At 69.4% G+C, this 14,905-nt stretch carries 14 protein-coding genes; 11 read left to right on the forward strand and 3 right to left on the reverse strand.

Annotated elements, in window-relative coordinates; translation table 11 throughout:
- Positions 1 to 36 precede the first annotated feature (36 nt).
- Positions 37 to 1,200, forward strand: a complete 1,164-nt coding sequence (locus AC1DNC_RS13050; protein ID WP_476862962.1) for a trans-sulfuration enzyme family protein — start codon at positions 37 to 39, stop codon at positions 1,198 to 1,200.
- On the opposite strand, the gene AC1DNC_RS13055 is transcribed toward AC1DNC_RS13050, so the two are convergent.
- Entirely contained in the window at positions 1,197 to 2,507 is a 1,311-nt protein-coding gene (locus AC1DNC_RS13055; RefSeq protein ID WP_476862963.1) for an MFS transporter, read from the reverse strand. The genes AC1DNC_RS13050 and AC1DNC_RS13055 overlap by 4 nt on opposite strands.
- A gap of 93 nt (positions 2,508 to 2,600) precedes the next feature.
- Here AC1DNC_RS13055 and AC1DNC_RS13060 point away from each other — a divergent pair, with 93 nt between their 5' ends.
- Positions 2,601 to 3,584 (forward strand): LysR family transcriptional regulator, encoded by a 984-nt coding sequence (locus AC1DNC_RS13060; RefSeq protein ID WP_476862964.1) that lies wholly within the window; start codon positions 2,601 to 2,603, stop codon positions 3,582 to 3,584.
- A gap of 124 nt (positions 3,585 to 3,708) precedes the next feature.
- Here AC1DNC_RS13060 and AC1DNC_RS13065 read toward each other — a convergent pair whose 3' ends face one another.
- Positions 3,709 to 4,785 carry a nitronate monooxygenase gene (locus tag AC1DNC_RS13065; RefSeq protein WP_476862965.1) on the reverse strand — a complete coding sequence of 359 codons (1,077 nt, stop codon included), beginning with the start codon at positions 4,783 to 4,785 and terminating at the stop codon, positions 3,709 to 3,711.
- Positions 4,786 to 4,836: 51 nt separating this feature from the next.
- On the opposite strand from AC1DNC_RS13065, the gene AC1DNC_RS13070 reads away from it, so the two are divergent.
- On the forward strand, positions 4,837 to 5,766 hold the full coding sequence (locus AC1DNC_RS13070) for an N-acetylglucosamine kinase (RefSeq protein WP_476863205.1): 930 nt from the start codon (positions 4,837 to 4,839) through the stop codon (positions 5,764 to 5,766).
- Between the two features lie 75 nt (positions 5,767 to 5,841).
- Here the strand turns inward: AC1DNC_RS13070 and AC1DNC_RS13075 are convergent, their stop codons facing one another.
- The gene (locus tag AC1DNC_RS13075; RefSeq protein WP_476862966.1) at positions 5,842 to 6,903 is read right to left on the reverse strand and encodes a pirin family protein; all 1,062 of its coding nucleotides are present in this window, start codon (positions 6,901 to 6,903) and stop codon (positions 5,842 to 5,844) included.
- Between the two features lie 65 nt (positions 6,904 to 6,968).
- On the opposite strand from AC1DNC_RS13075, the gene AC1DNC_RS13080 reads away from it, so the two are divergent.
- From AC1DNC_RS13080 to AC1DNC_RS13115, 8 genes are all read left to right on the forward strand, one after another.
- A complete protein-coding gene (locus tag AC1DNC_RS13080; protein WP_476862967.1) occupies positions 6,969 to 7,421 on the forward strand; it encodes an NUDIX hydrolase in 453 nt (150 codons plus the stop codon).
- Positions 7,422 to 7,665: 244 nt separating this feature from the next.
- Positions 7,666 to 8,820, forward strand: coding sequence for a ribosome small subunit-dependent GTPase A (gene rsgA / locus AC1DNC_RS13085; RefSeq protein ID WP_476862968.1), 1,155 nt, complete (start codon positions 7,666 to 7,668; stop codon positions 8,818 to 8,820).
- Between the two features lie 275 nt (positions 8,821 to 9,095).
- Complete coding sequence (locus AC1DNC_RS13090) at positions 9,096 to 10,190, forward strand: ABC transporter ATP-binding protein (RefSeq protein ID WP_476862969.1); 1,095 nt, start codon at positions 9,096 to 9,098, stop codon at positions 10,188 to 10,190.
- Positions 10,190 to 10,900, forward strand: a complete 711-nt coding sequence (locus tag AC1DNC_RS13095) for an ABC transporter permease (protein WP_476862970.1) — start codon at positions 10,190 to 10,192, stop codon at positions 10,898 to 10,900. Before AC1DNC_RS13090 ends, AC1DNC_RS13095 begins: the two co-directional genes overlap by 1 nt.
- Positions 10,897 to 11,643, forward strand: coding sequence for an ABC transporter permease (locus AC1DNC_RS13100; RefSeq protein ID WP_476862971.1), 747 nt, complete (start codon positions 10,897 to 10,899; stop codon positions 11,641 to 11,643). Before AC1DNC_RS13095 ends, AC1DNC_RS13100 begins: the two co-directional genes overlap by 4 nt.
- Positions 11,640 to 12,602, forward strand: coding sequence for an ABC transporter substrate-binding protein (locus AC1DNC_RS13105; RefSeq protein ID WP_476862972.1), 963 nt, complete (start codon positions 11,640 to 11,642; stop codon positions 12,600 to 12,602). Before AC1DNC_RS13100 ends, AC1DNC_RS13105 begins: the two co-directional genes overlap by 4 nt.
- 153 nt (positions 12,603 to 12,755) lie before the next feature.
- Positions 12,756 to 13,976 (forward strand): pyridoxal phosphate-dependent aminotransferase, encoded by a 1,221-nt coding sequence (locus AC1DNC_RS13110; RefSeq protein ID WP_476862973.1) that lies wholly within the window; start codon positions 12,756 to 12,758, stop codon positions 13,974 to 13,976.
- Between the two features lie 69 nt (positions 13,977 to 14,045).
- Complete coding sequence (locus AC1DNC_RS13115) at positions 14,046 to 14,900, forward strand: polyphosphate kinase 2 family protein (RefSeq protein WP_476862974.1); 855 nt, start codon at positions 14,046 to 14,048, stop codon at positions 14,898 to 14,900.
- Positions 14,901 to 14,905: the final 5 nt, after the last annotated feature.

The raw sequence follows: 14,905 nt of genomic DNA on the forward strand, positions 1-14,905 counted from the left end.
GCCGCATTCAATGGTGAATATTCAAAAGGAGTACGGGTGCTTTCTCAAGACTCGCTGGCGGTCCACGCCGGCCGCAACGGCCTCACGGAACTGGGCGTCCACGCCGTCCCGATCGATCTCTCCACCACGGCGCCGCTGCCCTCGGTCCACGACGGAGGCCTCGCCTACGAACAGATGGCCACCGGCGGCGCGCACCTGGATGGGCAGAGCACGGTCTACCAGCGGCTCTGGAACCCGACGGTTGCCCGCTTCGAGGACGGCGTCGCCCTCCTCGAAGGCACCGAAGAGGCCGTGGCCTTCGCCACCGGCATGGCTGCCCTGAGCGCGGTGCTGCTCGCCGTCGTCGCCACCGGGAAGAAACACGTGGTGGCCGTCCGGCCGCTCTACGGAGGCAGCGACCACCTGCTCGCCACCGGGGTGCTCGGAACCGAGGTCACGTTCACCACGCCCGACGGCATCCGGGCGGCACTGCGCCCCGACACCGGACTCGTCATCCTGGAGACGCCGGCGAACCCGAGCCTGGACCTCGTGGACATTGCCGCCGCGGCGGCAGCGGCGGATGGCGTGCCGCTCCTCGTCGACAACACCTTCGCCACTCCGGTGCTCCAGCAGCCCTACCGGCTGGGCGCCGCCATGGTGCTGCACAGCGCCACGAAGTTCTTCGGCGGCCACGGCGACGCCATGGGCGGCGTCGTGGCAGCCGCCCCGGAATGGGCAGTCCGGCTCCGGCAGATCCGCGCCATCACCGGCGGGATCCTCACGCCGTGGCCGGCCTACCTGCTGCACCGTGGCCTGGCGACGCTGCCGGTCCGGGTGCGCGCCCAGCAGGCCGGTGCCGAGAAGGTTGCGGCGGCCCTCACGGAACACGAACTAATCCGGCGGGTTTACTACCCGGGCATGCCGGAATGCGACCCGCGCGGCCTGGTGGGCACCCAGATGGCGGGCCCGGGTTCGCTGCTGGCGTTCGAGTTGGCCAGCGCCGAGCACGCCGAGCGTGTTCCAGCAGCAGTCAGCATGATTACGCACGCCGTCTCCCTCGGCGGCATCGACACCCTCATCCAGCACCCCGCCGGGTTGACCCACCGCCCGGTGGCCGCCGAGGCCAAACCGCATGCCAGCCTGCTCCGGGTCTCCGTGGGGCTGGAGGACCCGGCGGATATCGTCGCGGACCTGGTGCAGGCCCTCGAGGCGACCCGCTAGCGCGCCGCGGTCCGCCCCGCTGCGGCCGCTCCCGAGGGGTGCGCGACGGCGGTGATTACCGCCGTCGTGCACGCCAGGCTCATCACGGCGAGGGCCAGGGCAGTCCAGCCCAGGGTCTGGAACAGCAAGCCGCCCGCCCATCCGATGACGCTGGAACCCAGGTAGTAGGCGAGGTTGTAGAGCGAGGCCGCCTGCGCGCGTCCGCTGCTGGCAATCACCCCGGTCCAGCCGGAGCCAATGCTGTGGGCCGCGAAGAAGCCGCCGGTAAACAGCAGCAGCCCGGCCAGGATCAGGGCCAGGAACTGGGTCAGCGTCAGTGCCAGCCCGGCGACCATGAGGACCGTGCCCGCCACCAGCACGTTTCGCCGGCCGAAGCGCAGGGTCAGCCCGGCGGCCCAGCGCGCGGAGACGGTGCCGGAGAGATAGGCCAAAAAGATCAGGCTGATCAGCGTCGCAGGCAGGCTGAAGGGCTCGCCGGACAGCCGGAAACCAAGGTAGTTGTAAACGGCCACGAAGCCGCCCATCAGCAGGAACGCCTGGACGTAGATGGCCAGCAGCCGCGGGTTCCGTCCGTGGCCGGCCAGGGTTGCGAGGGCGCCGCGGAAGCCGCTGGCGGCCGCGGCAGTGAAATTCCGCGCCGGCGGCACGAGCATCAGGAACACGGCGGCGGCTGCCGTCGCCATTACGGACACGGCCAGTGCCGCGGCCCGCCAGCCCCACAGATCGCCGACCGGGCCGGCCACGAGCCTGCCCGCCAGGCCTCCCAAGGTGGTGCCGGCGACGTAGGTGCCCGCGGCCAGGGCGGCGTGGGCCTTGTTGACTTCCTCATTCAGGTAGGCGATGGCGATGGCCGGGATACCGCCCAGTGCCATGCCCTCCAGCGTCCGCAGGGCCAGGAGGACCGGGAAACTGGGGGCCATCGGAGCCAGCAGCCCCAGGACGGTGGCCGCGGAGATGCCCCAGGCCATGGCCCTCACCCGGCCGATCCGGTCAGCCAAAAAGGACCAGGGAAGCACGGTCGCAGCCAGGCCGACGGTGGCCAGCGAGATCGTCAGGGCGGCTTCGGCAGCTGTCACCTGCAAATCGGCGGCGATGATCGGCAGCACGGCCTGGGTGGAATAGAGCTGGGCGAAGGTCGCGACGCCGGCGAATGCCAGGCCGGCGAGGATCCTCCGGTAGGCCGCGGACCCTTTGCTGTGGCCCGTCCACACGGGAACCTCGACGTCCGCCGCCCGGCCGTTCCGGCGACCGCCGTCGGCCGCCGTACCGGGCTCGGCCGCGGGAGTTGGGAGGGGGAGTCGGGCCATGTCCCCAGAATAGGCTCCGGAAAGACATGCTTCCAATGCATGTTTCTCATAGAATCAATCGCAAATATGGATCGTTTTGGGAGGGGTGCGAGTATGGACGTGGAGCACAAGCAGCTCGTCCAACTGCTGCCGCTGCTGCCCCTGCTGGCCGAGCTCGGGCGCACCCAGCACATCACCGCCACGGCGGAGGTGCTGGGACTGCCCCAGTCGACCGTGAGCCGGGCGATCGCGCGGGCCAGCGGCATCATCGGCACGGAACTGCTGATCCGCGACGGCCGGGGCGTGCGGCTGACCCCGGCGGCGAAGGCGCTCCTGCCGCACGTTGAGGCCGCGCTGGGCGAGTTCCAAACCGGGCTGGACCTGGTCCGGCACGAGTCGGAGGTGGTGCGCGGCCGGATCGCGGTGTCCTTCCAGCACACCTTCGGCGAGGCGATGCTGCCGCTGCTGATCAGTGCTTTCCGCAGCCGGCATCCCCAGCCGGCCTTCGATCTCAGCCAGGGTGCACGGGACGGCTGCCTGGCCGAACTGGCCGCCGGGGACGCCGATCTGGCGCTCACCGCCCCGATCGCGGCGCCGAGCCGGCTGATCTCCTCGGCTGCCCTGTACCGGGAACCCCTGCGGCTGGTGGTCCACCACCGGCACCCGCTCGCCGGGCGTCGTCGTGCCGGCCTCGCGGAGATCCGGCAGGATCCGTTCGTGGCGATGGGCCCCGGCTACGGCATGCGCTCGCTGACGGACGCCCTGTTCCGGGAAGCCGGTTTCCGGCCGCGCATTGCCTTCGAAAGCCAGGACTCCCACACCGCCAGGGGGCTCGTCTCGGCTGGCCTGGGCGTGAGCATCCTGCCGCCCGGCGGACTGGCCCCCGGACGCCACAGCCCCGGGCAGCCCGGGGACCTGGGCTGGGTGGAACTGGCGCTGGATTCCGGCCTTGCCTTCCGTGAAATCGGCCTGGCCTGGCGGGAACGGCGCGGGGGAGCGGACGCCGAGCCGGACCCGGTGCGGCTGTTCCGCGAGCTGGTGCTGAGCGAGGGTCCGGCGCTCCTGGCCGGCTTTGTCCGCGGCCGCTCCGGCAGTTGATCCAGCCGCGGCGCCCGGTCAGTCCGTCGCTGCCTTCGCTCCTCTCGCGGGTTCCGTCCGGGCTCGACGTGTCCACACGGCGAGTGGGGAGCGAAGCCGCGAGCGGGCCGCCCGGCCCGGGCCCTCAGTCCAGCAGATCCGCCAGGACTTCCGCCACGGATCCGGCACGCGCCTGCTGCCAGCCGGTCCCGGCCCAGAGGTTCAGCCGCTCGGCGTCCCCGGCAGCGGCAGCGGCGGCACGCAGCGGAGCGGTGAGGTGGTGCACCGCCGGGTAGGCCTGCGGGGCGTCGGGGTGATCCAGGACGAACTCATTGACCAGCGCCCTGGCCTCGCGCCCGGTGAATGCCCTGGTCAGCGCTGTCCGGGTGAAATGCGGGCTGGCGAGGGCGTCCTTGTGCAGTTGCCGGGCGCCGCTCTCCTCGGTCCGCAGCAGCGCCGTGCCCAGCTGTGCCGCCTCCGCGCCCGCCGCGAGCACCCGCTGCACCCCGGCGGCGTCCATGATGCCGCCCGCGGCGACCAGCGGAAGCGCGACGGCGGAGCGGACCGCCGCGACCAGCTCCGCCGTCGTGGCCGCCGTCGTGGCCGGCGCGGACGTTCCCGACTCGCCCGCCGTCTGGCCGCCCGCTGCGTGGCTTCCCGACGCCGGGATGAACGCGGCGCTGTGGCCCCCGGCGCACCCGTGTTGCACCACCAAGGCATCGACGCCCTGTTCGGCAGCTTGGTGGGACTCGGCCGCGCTGGTGACAGTGGACAGCACCGCCGTTCCGGCCCGCTGCAGGGCACGGACCACGTCGGCGCCGGGGAGTCCGAAGGTGAAACTGACCAGTTCCACGGGGTCCGTCAGCAGGGCCTCGATCTTGGCCTGCCACTGGTCGTCGTCATCGAGCCGCGGGGACGGGAGCTCCACGCCGTAGCGCGCGGCGTCTGCACGCAGTTGTTGCCGGTACTCCTCGATTTCGGCCAGGGCGGACGCGGAGGGGGCCAGCTGGGCCGGATCCGGGACGAACACATTCATGCCGAACCGTGCGCCGGACTCCCGGGTGGCGTGGATGTCCGCCTGCATGGCGGCGACGCCCTTGTAGCCCGCGGCCAGGAAGCCCAGGCCGCCGGCCTGGTGCACGGCCGTGACGAAGGCCGGAGTGGACGTCCCGCCGGCCATCGGCGCGGCGATGATCCGGGTACCGAAGATTGCGTGGGACATTGCTCACTCCTGTCGGTGATTCAGTAGGCTGTTCCGGTGACTCATTCTGACATTCCGGCCCCGCCGGCCGCCGTTTCCGCCCCCGAGCACGCCACTTCATCCGGCGCCGTGATCGGACTCGACATCGGCGGCACCAAGACCCGCGGTGTCCGGTTTGAGGCCGGCACCCCCGTGGCCGACGAATCGGTGGGCAGCGCTAACGTCCAGAATGTCACGCCCGAGGAAGCCGCCAGGAACCTGGCCGAACTCTTCGCCCGGATCGGCGGCGGGGACATTGCCCAGGTGTACGCCGGAGCCGGCGGCATCGACACCGACGACGACGCCGCGGCGCTCGCCGCGCTGATCGCCCCGCACGTCCCCGGCGCCAAAATCACCGTGGTGCACGACTCCCGGCTCCTGCTGGCCGCCGGCGGCGCCAGCACCGGCGTCGCCGTGATCGCCGGGACAGGCTCCGCCGCGTGGGGCAAGAACAGCCGGGGCGGGGAAGCCCGGGCCGGAGGCTGGGGCTACCTCCTCGGTGACGAGGGCAGTGGCTACTGGCTGGGCCGCGAAGCCGTCCGCCACAGCCTGCGACGGATGAACCAGGGCCTGGAAGCGGATGAACTGACCCGGGCCCTGCTGGACTCCTGCGGGCTCGACCACCCGAACAAACTCATCGCCCTTTTCCACTCACCCGAAACCGGACGCCGCTACTGGGCCCAGCGCGCCCGGCTCGTCGTTGACGCGGCCGACGCCGGCCACGCGCCGAGCCTGCAACTCATCGACCAGGCCGGCCGCGATCTGGCCGCCATGGCAGAGCAGACCTTGCGGCAGCTCGGCATCGAGGGGCCGGTCATCCTGGGCAGCGGTCTCGGCATGAACGTGCCTCGGCTGCAGGAAGCGTTCCGCGCGGCGCTGGCCGCGGCCGGGATCACCGATGTCCGGGTGCTGCAGCAGGAACCTGTTTTCGGGGTGCTCCAGCTCGTGGCCGAGCAGGGCTAGCGGGTCGCCGGAGGGGTTTGCCCGGCCGGCCGGACCCTGCGCGGCCGGAGCTCACGCAGCGGGAACTGCGCGCCGTCACTGCCGGCGCCGCGGGCGCAACGGCACCCCCGGCAGCGGAGGCGCCGGGATCCGGCCGGCTTCGGGACCCGCATCGGGACCGTGTCCGCGCACCAGCCCGAACCTGGCCCGTGACGCGTCGTCGTCGGACAGCCCGGCCTGCGCTTCCCAGTCCAGCCGGGACTGGGCCACCTCGTCATGGCTGCGGCCCACGAAGTTCCACCACATGAGCAGTTCTTCCTCGAACGGCTCACCGCCCAGCAGCACGAATCGGGTGCCCGGCGACGCGTCAAGGTCCAGGCTGCTGCGCCCGGAGCCAAGGTAGCCCAACGGGCCGGGCAGAACTTCCTGGCCGTCCAGCGCTAAGCCGCCCTCGAGGACCAGCACGGCATGCTCGAACTCCGGCCGGAGCGGCAGGCTGATCGGCCCGGTGCAGCTGATGTCGGCGCCAACGATCGGCGAGTACATGGTGGCCGGCGAGGTGGCGCCCGCGAGGGTTCCCACCATGACAGTTGCGGTGAAACCGTCCCCGCGGACCACGGGCAGCTCGCGGTGCTGCTCGAACGCCGGCGCCCGGTGCCGTTCGGAGTCCGGCAGCGCGACCCACAACTGCAGCCCGCGCTGCACGGGCAGTTCGGGTGAAGTACCGTCCGAATCCCCGTCTGGAACACCGCCTCCGGCCGGTGCCGGCGGCAGCACCGCGAATTCGGAGTGCGAAACGCCACGGCCCGCGGTCATGATGTTCAGCTCGCCCGGGCGGACGATAACGTCGCTGCCCACGCTGTCCCGGTGCCGGATGTTTCCCGCCAGCGGCCAGGTGACGGTCTGCAACCCCGTGTGCGGATGCGGCAACACGGACATCGCAACCCGGTCCGGGCCGAAGCTGTCCAGGAAGCACCAGGCACCCACCGTCGGCAGTCCCCGTTGCGGGAGGGTCCGCGAGACGTTCATGGCGCGGACTCCGCCCAGCGGAACCTCCCTCGCCGGCCATAGTTGCAGGCACGGACCGCCCGCGGCTCCCTCCCCGGCGCTGGCGGCAGGGCAGACTTCTTCGGGCGGAAGGACTTCGAGGTTGGTCACCCTCAAACTCTAGGGCGGAAACGGCAGAACCGGCAGGGCCGGCGCTACGCCGCTACGCTGGATCAATGACCCTGCCATTCGACACCCGCCCGGCCGCGTATGGACTGATCGTCCGCGATGACTGCCTCCTGCTCGCATACTGGAAGCAGGGTGGCCGGGAGGGCTGGACCTTGCCGGGCGGCGGCCTGGATCTCGCCGAACACCCCGTGGACGGGTGCCGCCGGGAGATTTATGAGGAGACGGGCTACCACGCGGAGATCGGCGCCATGCTGGGGATCGACGTCGGACATTGGCCCGCGGAGAGCCGGCTCGACGGTGGCCACCGCGACTTCCAGTCCCTGCGGCTGGTCTACGAAGCACGCATCACCGGCGGGGAGCTGCGCCATGAGGTGGGCGGCAGCACCACGCATGCGGCCTGGATTCCGCTGACCGAGGTGGCGTCCCTGAACCGTGTCTCACTCGTGGACGCCGCACTCCGGCTGTACCGCGAGCGGCCACTGGACGGCAAACTCGCCTGAAAAATCCCTAGCCAGCTGCGCCGGGTGCGGTTACGCTAGGGAAACCGCGGCCGGAAAGGCTGACGGATGAGCCGGCTGACCGGGGAGGTGGAAGCAATGAATGCAACGGAACTGCGCGCGCAGCGCACACCCAACCACGTCATTACTCCTGCCCCGGCCGCCCGCATCTCCTAGCCTTTAGCTGAACCGGTCCTTCTCGACCGCAGCGGGCAACACTCCTCCGGGGCCCATCAAAGGGTTTCCATTGAAAATTCAGTTCACTCAACACTCCGGTCTTTTGGGGCCGGCCCGTTTCGGCTTCACCGAGGCCGTCGCGGAGCTTTATTCCACCAATCCCGTACCCGGCGGCACCAGCGCCGGACGCGTGGTCCGTGTGGACCGCAACCTCGTCCTGGTCGCGGACCACGCCGGCCAGTCCCAGCTGCCCTACCCGCGGTCGGGCCTCGTCCCGGCAACCGGCGACTGGGTCTGGCTTGGCAGCAACGCCGTCGGCGAACCCGCCATCGTGGGCGTGCTGCCGCGCCGCTCGGAGCTGAGCCGCAAGCGCGCCTTCGAGGCATCCTCCGAGGCGCAAGTGCTCGGCGCCAACATGGACATCGTCGGGGTGGTCGTGCCGGTGGACCGTCCGCTGACCCACAACAGGCTCGAACGGACGCTCGTCGCGGCCTGGGATTCGGGTGCCACCCCGTTGGTGGTCATCACCAAGGCGGACCTCGACGACGTGGCGGACGACGTCGTCGGGCAGGTCATGCTGCAGGCCGCCGGCGTCGACGTGGTCACCACCTCTGCCGAACAGGGCGACGGACTTGATGAGTTGTTGGCCCACCTGCCGCCCGGCGGGACCATCGTGCTGCTGGGCCCCTCGGGCGCGGGAAAGTCCACCCTGATCAACGCCCTCGTCGGATTCGAGGCGCAGGAAACCGGTGCGGTCCGGGCCGGTGACGGCAAGGGCCGGCACACCACAACCTCCCGGGAACTCGTCCCGTTGCCCGGCGGTTCGGTCCTGATGGACACGCCCGGGGTGCGCGGCTTCGGCCTGTTCGACGCCGAGGACGGCCTGGACGAGGTCTTTGGGGACCTCGAGGAGCTCTTTTCCCAGTGCCGGTTCGCCGACTGCGCGCACGGCAGGGAACCCGGCTGCGCCGTGCAGGCGGCGCTCGCAGAGGGTGCCCTGGATGAGCGCCGCTGGGCGAGCTACCTCAAGATGCAGCGTGAGGTGGCGGCTTTGGCACGGCGCCATGATGCCGCGGCCCGGCGCGCATATCAGCGTGAGTGGCACCAGAAAGTGGTGGTGGCCAGCCGGAGCCAGCGGGCCGCCGAACGGTTCAGCCACGAGCAGCCCCGCAAGGGAAAAGGCACCGGCCAAGGGAACGGAAAGGGTAAGGGCCGGGCGACGTGACTCAGTGCCGTTCCCGGTGCCGGACACGGCGTCGGGACCGGGGGCCGGGACCGGCACTGCACCCGCGCCCATCCGAATCCCGGACGGCGCCGAATGGCATGGGTAGCCCCGGCGCCGCTGGCGATCTCGGGCCCGTTTCTTTGATCCGGTGCCCCGACATCGTCCGCGGTGGCAGCTACGCTGGGTCATACCCGCTTTACAGCCAAAAATCAGCATGCATATGATCAGTTGGCTGGACCGTCCCATGTTGCCGCCAACAGTTAGGTAAGCCCGGAATGGCAGAGGCCATGATCGAGTTCCAGAGCGTCACCAAGCAGTACCAGGGCGGCCAGGCCGCCGTCGACGATCTGAGCATGTCCATCGACAAGGGCGCCATCACGGTCTTCGTCGGGCCGTCCGGCTGCGGCAAGACCACTTCGCTGCGGATGATCAACCGCATGGTGGAGCCGACGTCGGGAACCATCACCGTCGACGGGCGGGACGTCACCACCGTGCCGGCGGCCCAGCTGCGCCGCTCCATGGGCTACGTCATGCAGTCCTCCGGGCTGATGCCGCACCGCTCCGTCCTGGATAACATCGCCACCGTTCCGCGGCTCAACGGGGTCTCCAAGGCCGCATCCCGCAAGCGCGCGCAAGAGCTGCTCGACGTCGTCGGCCTCGCCTCCGGTCTCGGCCGGCGCTACCCGTCCCAGCTTTCCGGCGGCCAGCAGCAACGCGTGGGCGTGGCCCGCGCCCTCGCCGCAGACCCGCCCGTGCTGCTCATGGACGAACCCTTCAGCGCCGTGGATCCCGTGGTGCGCGACGAACTGCAGAAGGAACTGCTCCGCCTGCAGCGCGACCTGGCCAAAACCATCGTGTTCGTCACCCACGACATTGACGAAGCCACGGTCCTGGGGGACAAGGTGGCCGTCTTCGCCGGCGGCGGCAAGCTGGCGCAGTACGCGACGCCGGAGGAGATCCTGCGGGCACCGGCCAACGACTTCGTCGCGTCCTTCGTGGGCCGCGACCGGGGCTTCCGCCACCTCGCGTTCAGTCCCTCCGACGGCGTCACGATCCACCCGGTGGACACCGTCCGTGCCGGCGAACTCGACGCCGGGGGCCCCGGCTCGGGCGAGTGGCAGCTCGTGGTCGACGCCGACGGCCGGCCGCTTGGCTGGAGCGCGCCGGGCGCCGGTGCCGCAACGGTGCCGGGCGGCTCGCTGTTCCATAAGGGCGAGACCCTCCGCCGTGCCCTCGACGCCGCATTGTCATCGCCGTCCGGCCTCGGCGTCGCTGTCGACTCGGACGGCCGGGTGGCCGGTGTGATCGAGGCAGCAGAAGTGCTCGCCGTGATCGACGCGGACCGGCGACTTCGGCAAGGCGTGCGCTGATGCAGTGGTTCCTGGCCAACAGCGGGCAGGTCTTCAGCCTCGCCGGCCAGCACCTCGTCCTGGCAATCCTGCCGATGATCCTTGGCCTGCTGATCTCGATTCCGCTGGCACAGCTGGCCAGGCAGAACCGCACCTTGCGCACCGTGGTGCTGACCGCCTCCTCGCTGCTCTACACCATCCCGTCGCTGGCGCTCTTCATCATCCTGCCGACCGTGCTGGGAACCAGGATCCTGGACCCCGCCAACGTCGTGGTCGCCCTGACCATCTACGCCGTGGCGCTGTTGGTCCGGGCGGCGCTGGATGCCTTCGACTCGGTGGACGAGGACCTGCAGCAGGCCGCCGTCGCCATGGGGTTCAAGCCACTGGCCCGTTTCCTCCAGATCGACCTGCCGCTGTCCCTGCCGGTGCTCTTCGCCGGCCTGCGGGTGGTGTCGGTCAGCAACATCTCACTGGTCAGCGTGGCCGCACTGCTGGGCATCGGCAACCTGGGAATGCTCTTTACCTCAGGCCTCCAGCGCGACTTCGTCACCGAGGTGGTGGTGGGCATCGTCGCCATCCTGGTGCTGGCGCTGCTGATGGACGCCGTCCTGGTCCTGTTCGAACGGCTCCTGACGCCCTGGACCCGAGCCAGCGCCGGTAAGACCGGAAAATCCGGGGAGCCTGCCGCGGCCCGGCGCCTCTCCGATTCCGCGGCGGGAGCGTCGGCATGAGCAACGTCTTCACGGACACCTTCGCCTGGCTCGCCGACCCCGCGAACTGGTCCGGCAGCACCGGCATTCCCGTGCGCCTCGCCGAACACCTGCAATACACCGGCCTGGTCATGCTGATCGCGACCGCCATCGCGGTGCCGGTCGGGCTCTACGTCGGGCACACCGGCCGCGGCCGGGTGGCGGTGGTGGCCCTCGCCGGGGCCCTCCGCGCCCTGCCCACCCTGGGCCTGCTGACGCTCTTCGTGCTGCTCGCCGGGATCGGGCTGATGCCGCCGGTCTGGGCGCTGGTGATCCTGACCGTGCCGCCTCTGCTGGCCGGAACCTATGCGGGAATCTCCAGCGTGGACCGGAACGTCGTGGACGCCGCCCGGGCCATGGGCATGACCGAACTCCAGGTGCTCTTCCGCGCCGAGTTCCCCAATGCCCTCCCGGTGATGTTCGGCGGCTTCCGCACCGGCGTCCTCCAGGTGATCGCCACCGTCTCGGTGGTCGCGTACATCAACCTGGGCGGCCTCGGCCGTTACCTGTTCGACGGCCTGGTGCTCTCCGACTTCCCCCAGATGTTGGGCGGTTCGCTGCTCATCGCGGCCCTCGCCATCGCCGTGGACCTTGTCCTCGTCCTATTCCAGCGGCTCTTCCTCTCACGCGGGGCCGCCAGCAAGCCAAACCGAAGCCAGCAGGCCGCGGTTGATCTCACAGACCCCGCACCGGCGGAGACTGTTGTCCAAGGAGGTACGTCATGAAAGAAAACCGCCAACGAGCCCTCGGCAGGCGCGCATTCGGCGGCCTCGCCGCCGGCGTCGGCCTGGCCCTGGCCCTGTCCGCCTGCGGGGGCTCGTCCAACCCGCTGTCCTCGGCACCCGCTAGCGGCGGTTCCTCCGGGGGAGCCGGCGGCGCCCTCGTGATCGGTTCGGCCGACTTCACCGAAAGCCAGATCATTGCCGAGCTCTACGCCGGGGCACTGAACGCCGCCGGCGTCACCGCCAGCACCAAGCCGAACATTGGTTCCCGCGAGGTCTACTTCAAGGCCGTCCAGGACGGCTCGGTCGACGTCGTTCCCGACTACAGCGGCAACCTGCTGCTGCACGTGAACAAGGACGCCACCGAAATCTCCGCCGACGACATCGCCAAGGCACTGCCGGGCAAGCTTCCCGACGGCCTGGCCGTGCTGGACGCGTCCAAGGCCGAGGACAAGGACGCCATGGTGGTCACCAAAGCCACCGCGGAGAAGTACAAGCTGAAGTCCATCGAGGACCTGGCCAAGGTCTGTGGCGAGATCGTGGTGGGCGCCCCCGCCACCTTCGCCGAACGCGCCTACGGGCTGCCGGGCCTGAAGAAGAACTACGGCTGCGAGCCCAAGAAGCTGGAACCGTTCAGCGACGGAGGCGGCCCTGTGACGGTCAAGGCACTGCTCTCGGACCAGGTCCAGGTGGCCGACATCTACACCACCACCCCGGCCATTGCCGACAACGACCTGGTGGTGCTGGAGGACCCGAAGAACAACTTCATCGCCCAGCAGGTCCTGCCGCTGTACAACAAGGCCAAGATGACCGACAAGGCCAAAGAAGCCATCAACGCCGTCTCCAAGCTGCTCACCACGGAGGACCTGATCAACCTCAACCGCGCGGTTGGCGGCTCCGAGAAGCAGAACCCCAAGGACGCCGCGGCAGCGTGGCTCAAGGACAAGGGCCTGGTCAAGTAGACCGGAACTTGTGAGTGTTCGACGGCGGCCGCCGGATCCGGAACCCCCGGGCCCGGCGGCCGCCGCCGTTGTTGCGGCGCCCCGTGTGACGCGGACTTTCGCTGTGAGACACGTCTCAGGGGAAGTACATCCGCCATATGGCATATTTGATGAATGGCAGAATTCAAGCAGTCCACCAAGCTTCATAATGTCCTCTACGACATCCGTGGACCGATTCTTCAGGCCGCCCAGCAGATGGAGGCAGAGGGCCACCGGATCCTCAAACTGAACATCGGAAACCCGGCCCCCTTCGGGTTTGAAGCGCCGGACGCGATCCTGGTGGACATGATCCGCCACCTGCCGCACGCTCAGGGCTACAGCGACTCCCGCGGTATCTTCTCCGCCCGCACCGCCGTCTCGCAGTACTACCAGACCCGCGGGATCCAGAACATCCACGTCGATGACATCTACCTCGGCAACGGCGTCAGCGAGCTCATCACGATGTCGCTGATGGCGCTGCTGGACGACGGCGACGAGGTCCTCATTCCCACCCCGGACTATCCGCTCTGGACCGCGTCCGTGGCCCTGGCCGGCGGGAAGCCGGTGCACTACCTCTGCGACGAGGACTCCGGCTGGCAGCCCGACCTGGACGACCTGGAATCGAAGATCACGCCGCGCACCAAGGGCATCGTGGTCATCAACCCCAACAACCCCACCGGCGCCGTGTACCCGGAGGAAACGCTCAAGAAGATCGTGGCCCTGGCCGAGAAGCACGGGCTGGTGCTGTTCGCGGACGAGATCTACGAAAAAATCCTCTACGAGGACGCCGTCCACGTGAACATGGCCAGCCTCACCGGCGACGACGTGCTCTGCCTGACCTTCAGCGGGCTGTCCAAGGCCTACCGGGTCTGCGGCTACCGGGCCGGCTGGATGGCCATCTCGGGCCCGAAGAAAGATGCCGGGGACTACCTTGAAGGCATCAACCTGCTTGCAAACATGCGGCTGTGCGCCAACGTGCCGGCGCAGCACGCCATCCAAACGGCGCTGGGCGGCTACCAGAGCATCAACGACCTGATCCTTCCCGGCGGTCGCCTGCTGGAGCAGCGGAACAAGGCCTACGACATGCTGAACGCCATTCCGGGTGTCAGCACCCAGCAGGCCCGCGGGGCGATGTATCTGTTCCCGCGGCTCGACCCCGAGGTCTACCACATCCGCGACGACGAGAAATTCGTCCTGGACCTGCTGCGCCAGCAGAAGATCCTCGTTTCCCACGGCCGCGCCTTCAACTGGGTCCGGCCGGACCACTTCCGGATGGTGACCCTCCCGAACGTCAAGGACCTCGAAGAAGCGATCAACCGCATGGCGGACTTCCTGAGCCGGTACCAGGGCAACTAGGATTCGGGTCAGCAGCGCCGCTGGTCGAACGTCCGGCCGGCGGGCTGCCCGAACCGGAATGAGGCTTTGATGGCAGATGTCGTGGACTTCGACAAGCACCCCTCCGAAACCCTGAAGGCAGGCAAGAAGTTCAGCCTCCGTGACCTCGACCCGGGCTCCACGCCGGGATACGCCGGGGACAAGGCTGCCGGGGAGACGCTGCTCAGCGAGCTCGACGGCAAGCTCACGCAGCTGCAGGAACAGCTCTTCGCGGAGTCCAGGACCGGCGGCAAGAAGCGCGTCCTGCTGGTCCTGCAGGCCATGGACACCGCGGGCAAGGGCGGCATCGTCAACCACGTCATGGGCCAGATGAATCCGCAGGGCGTGCAGCTGAAGTCCTTCAAGGCGCCCACCCCGGAAGAACAGTCCTACGACTTCCTTTGGCGGATCGAAAAGGAAGTCCCCGCGGCGGGCATGGTGGGCGTATTCGACCGCTCCCACTACGAGGACGTCCTGATCCACCGCGTGCACCGCTGGGCCGACGCCGAGGAACTGGAGCGCCGCTACCGGGCCATCAACGAGTTCGAGGCCCGGCAGGCGGCCGCCGGAACGAAGATCGTCAAGGTCATGCTGCACATCAGCCGCGATGAACAGCAGGAACGCTTGCTCGCCCGGCTCGATGACCCATCGAAAATGTGGAAATACAGCGGCAACGACCTAAAGGAACGGGCCTTCTGGGACGACTACATGGACGCTTACCAGGCGGCGTTTGAGCAGACCAGCTCCGAACTCGCGCCCTGGCACGTCGTCCCGGCCAACAAGAAGTGGTACGCCCGGATCGCCGTGCAGCAGCTGCTGCTCGACGCACTCGAAGGACTCGCGCTTGAGTGGCCCGTCCCGGAGCTCGACGTCGACATGGAACGCGAGCTGGTGCGGCGCTCCTAGCCGGA

The organism is Arthrobacter sp. 01N442 (assembly GCF_056399345.1).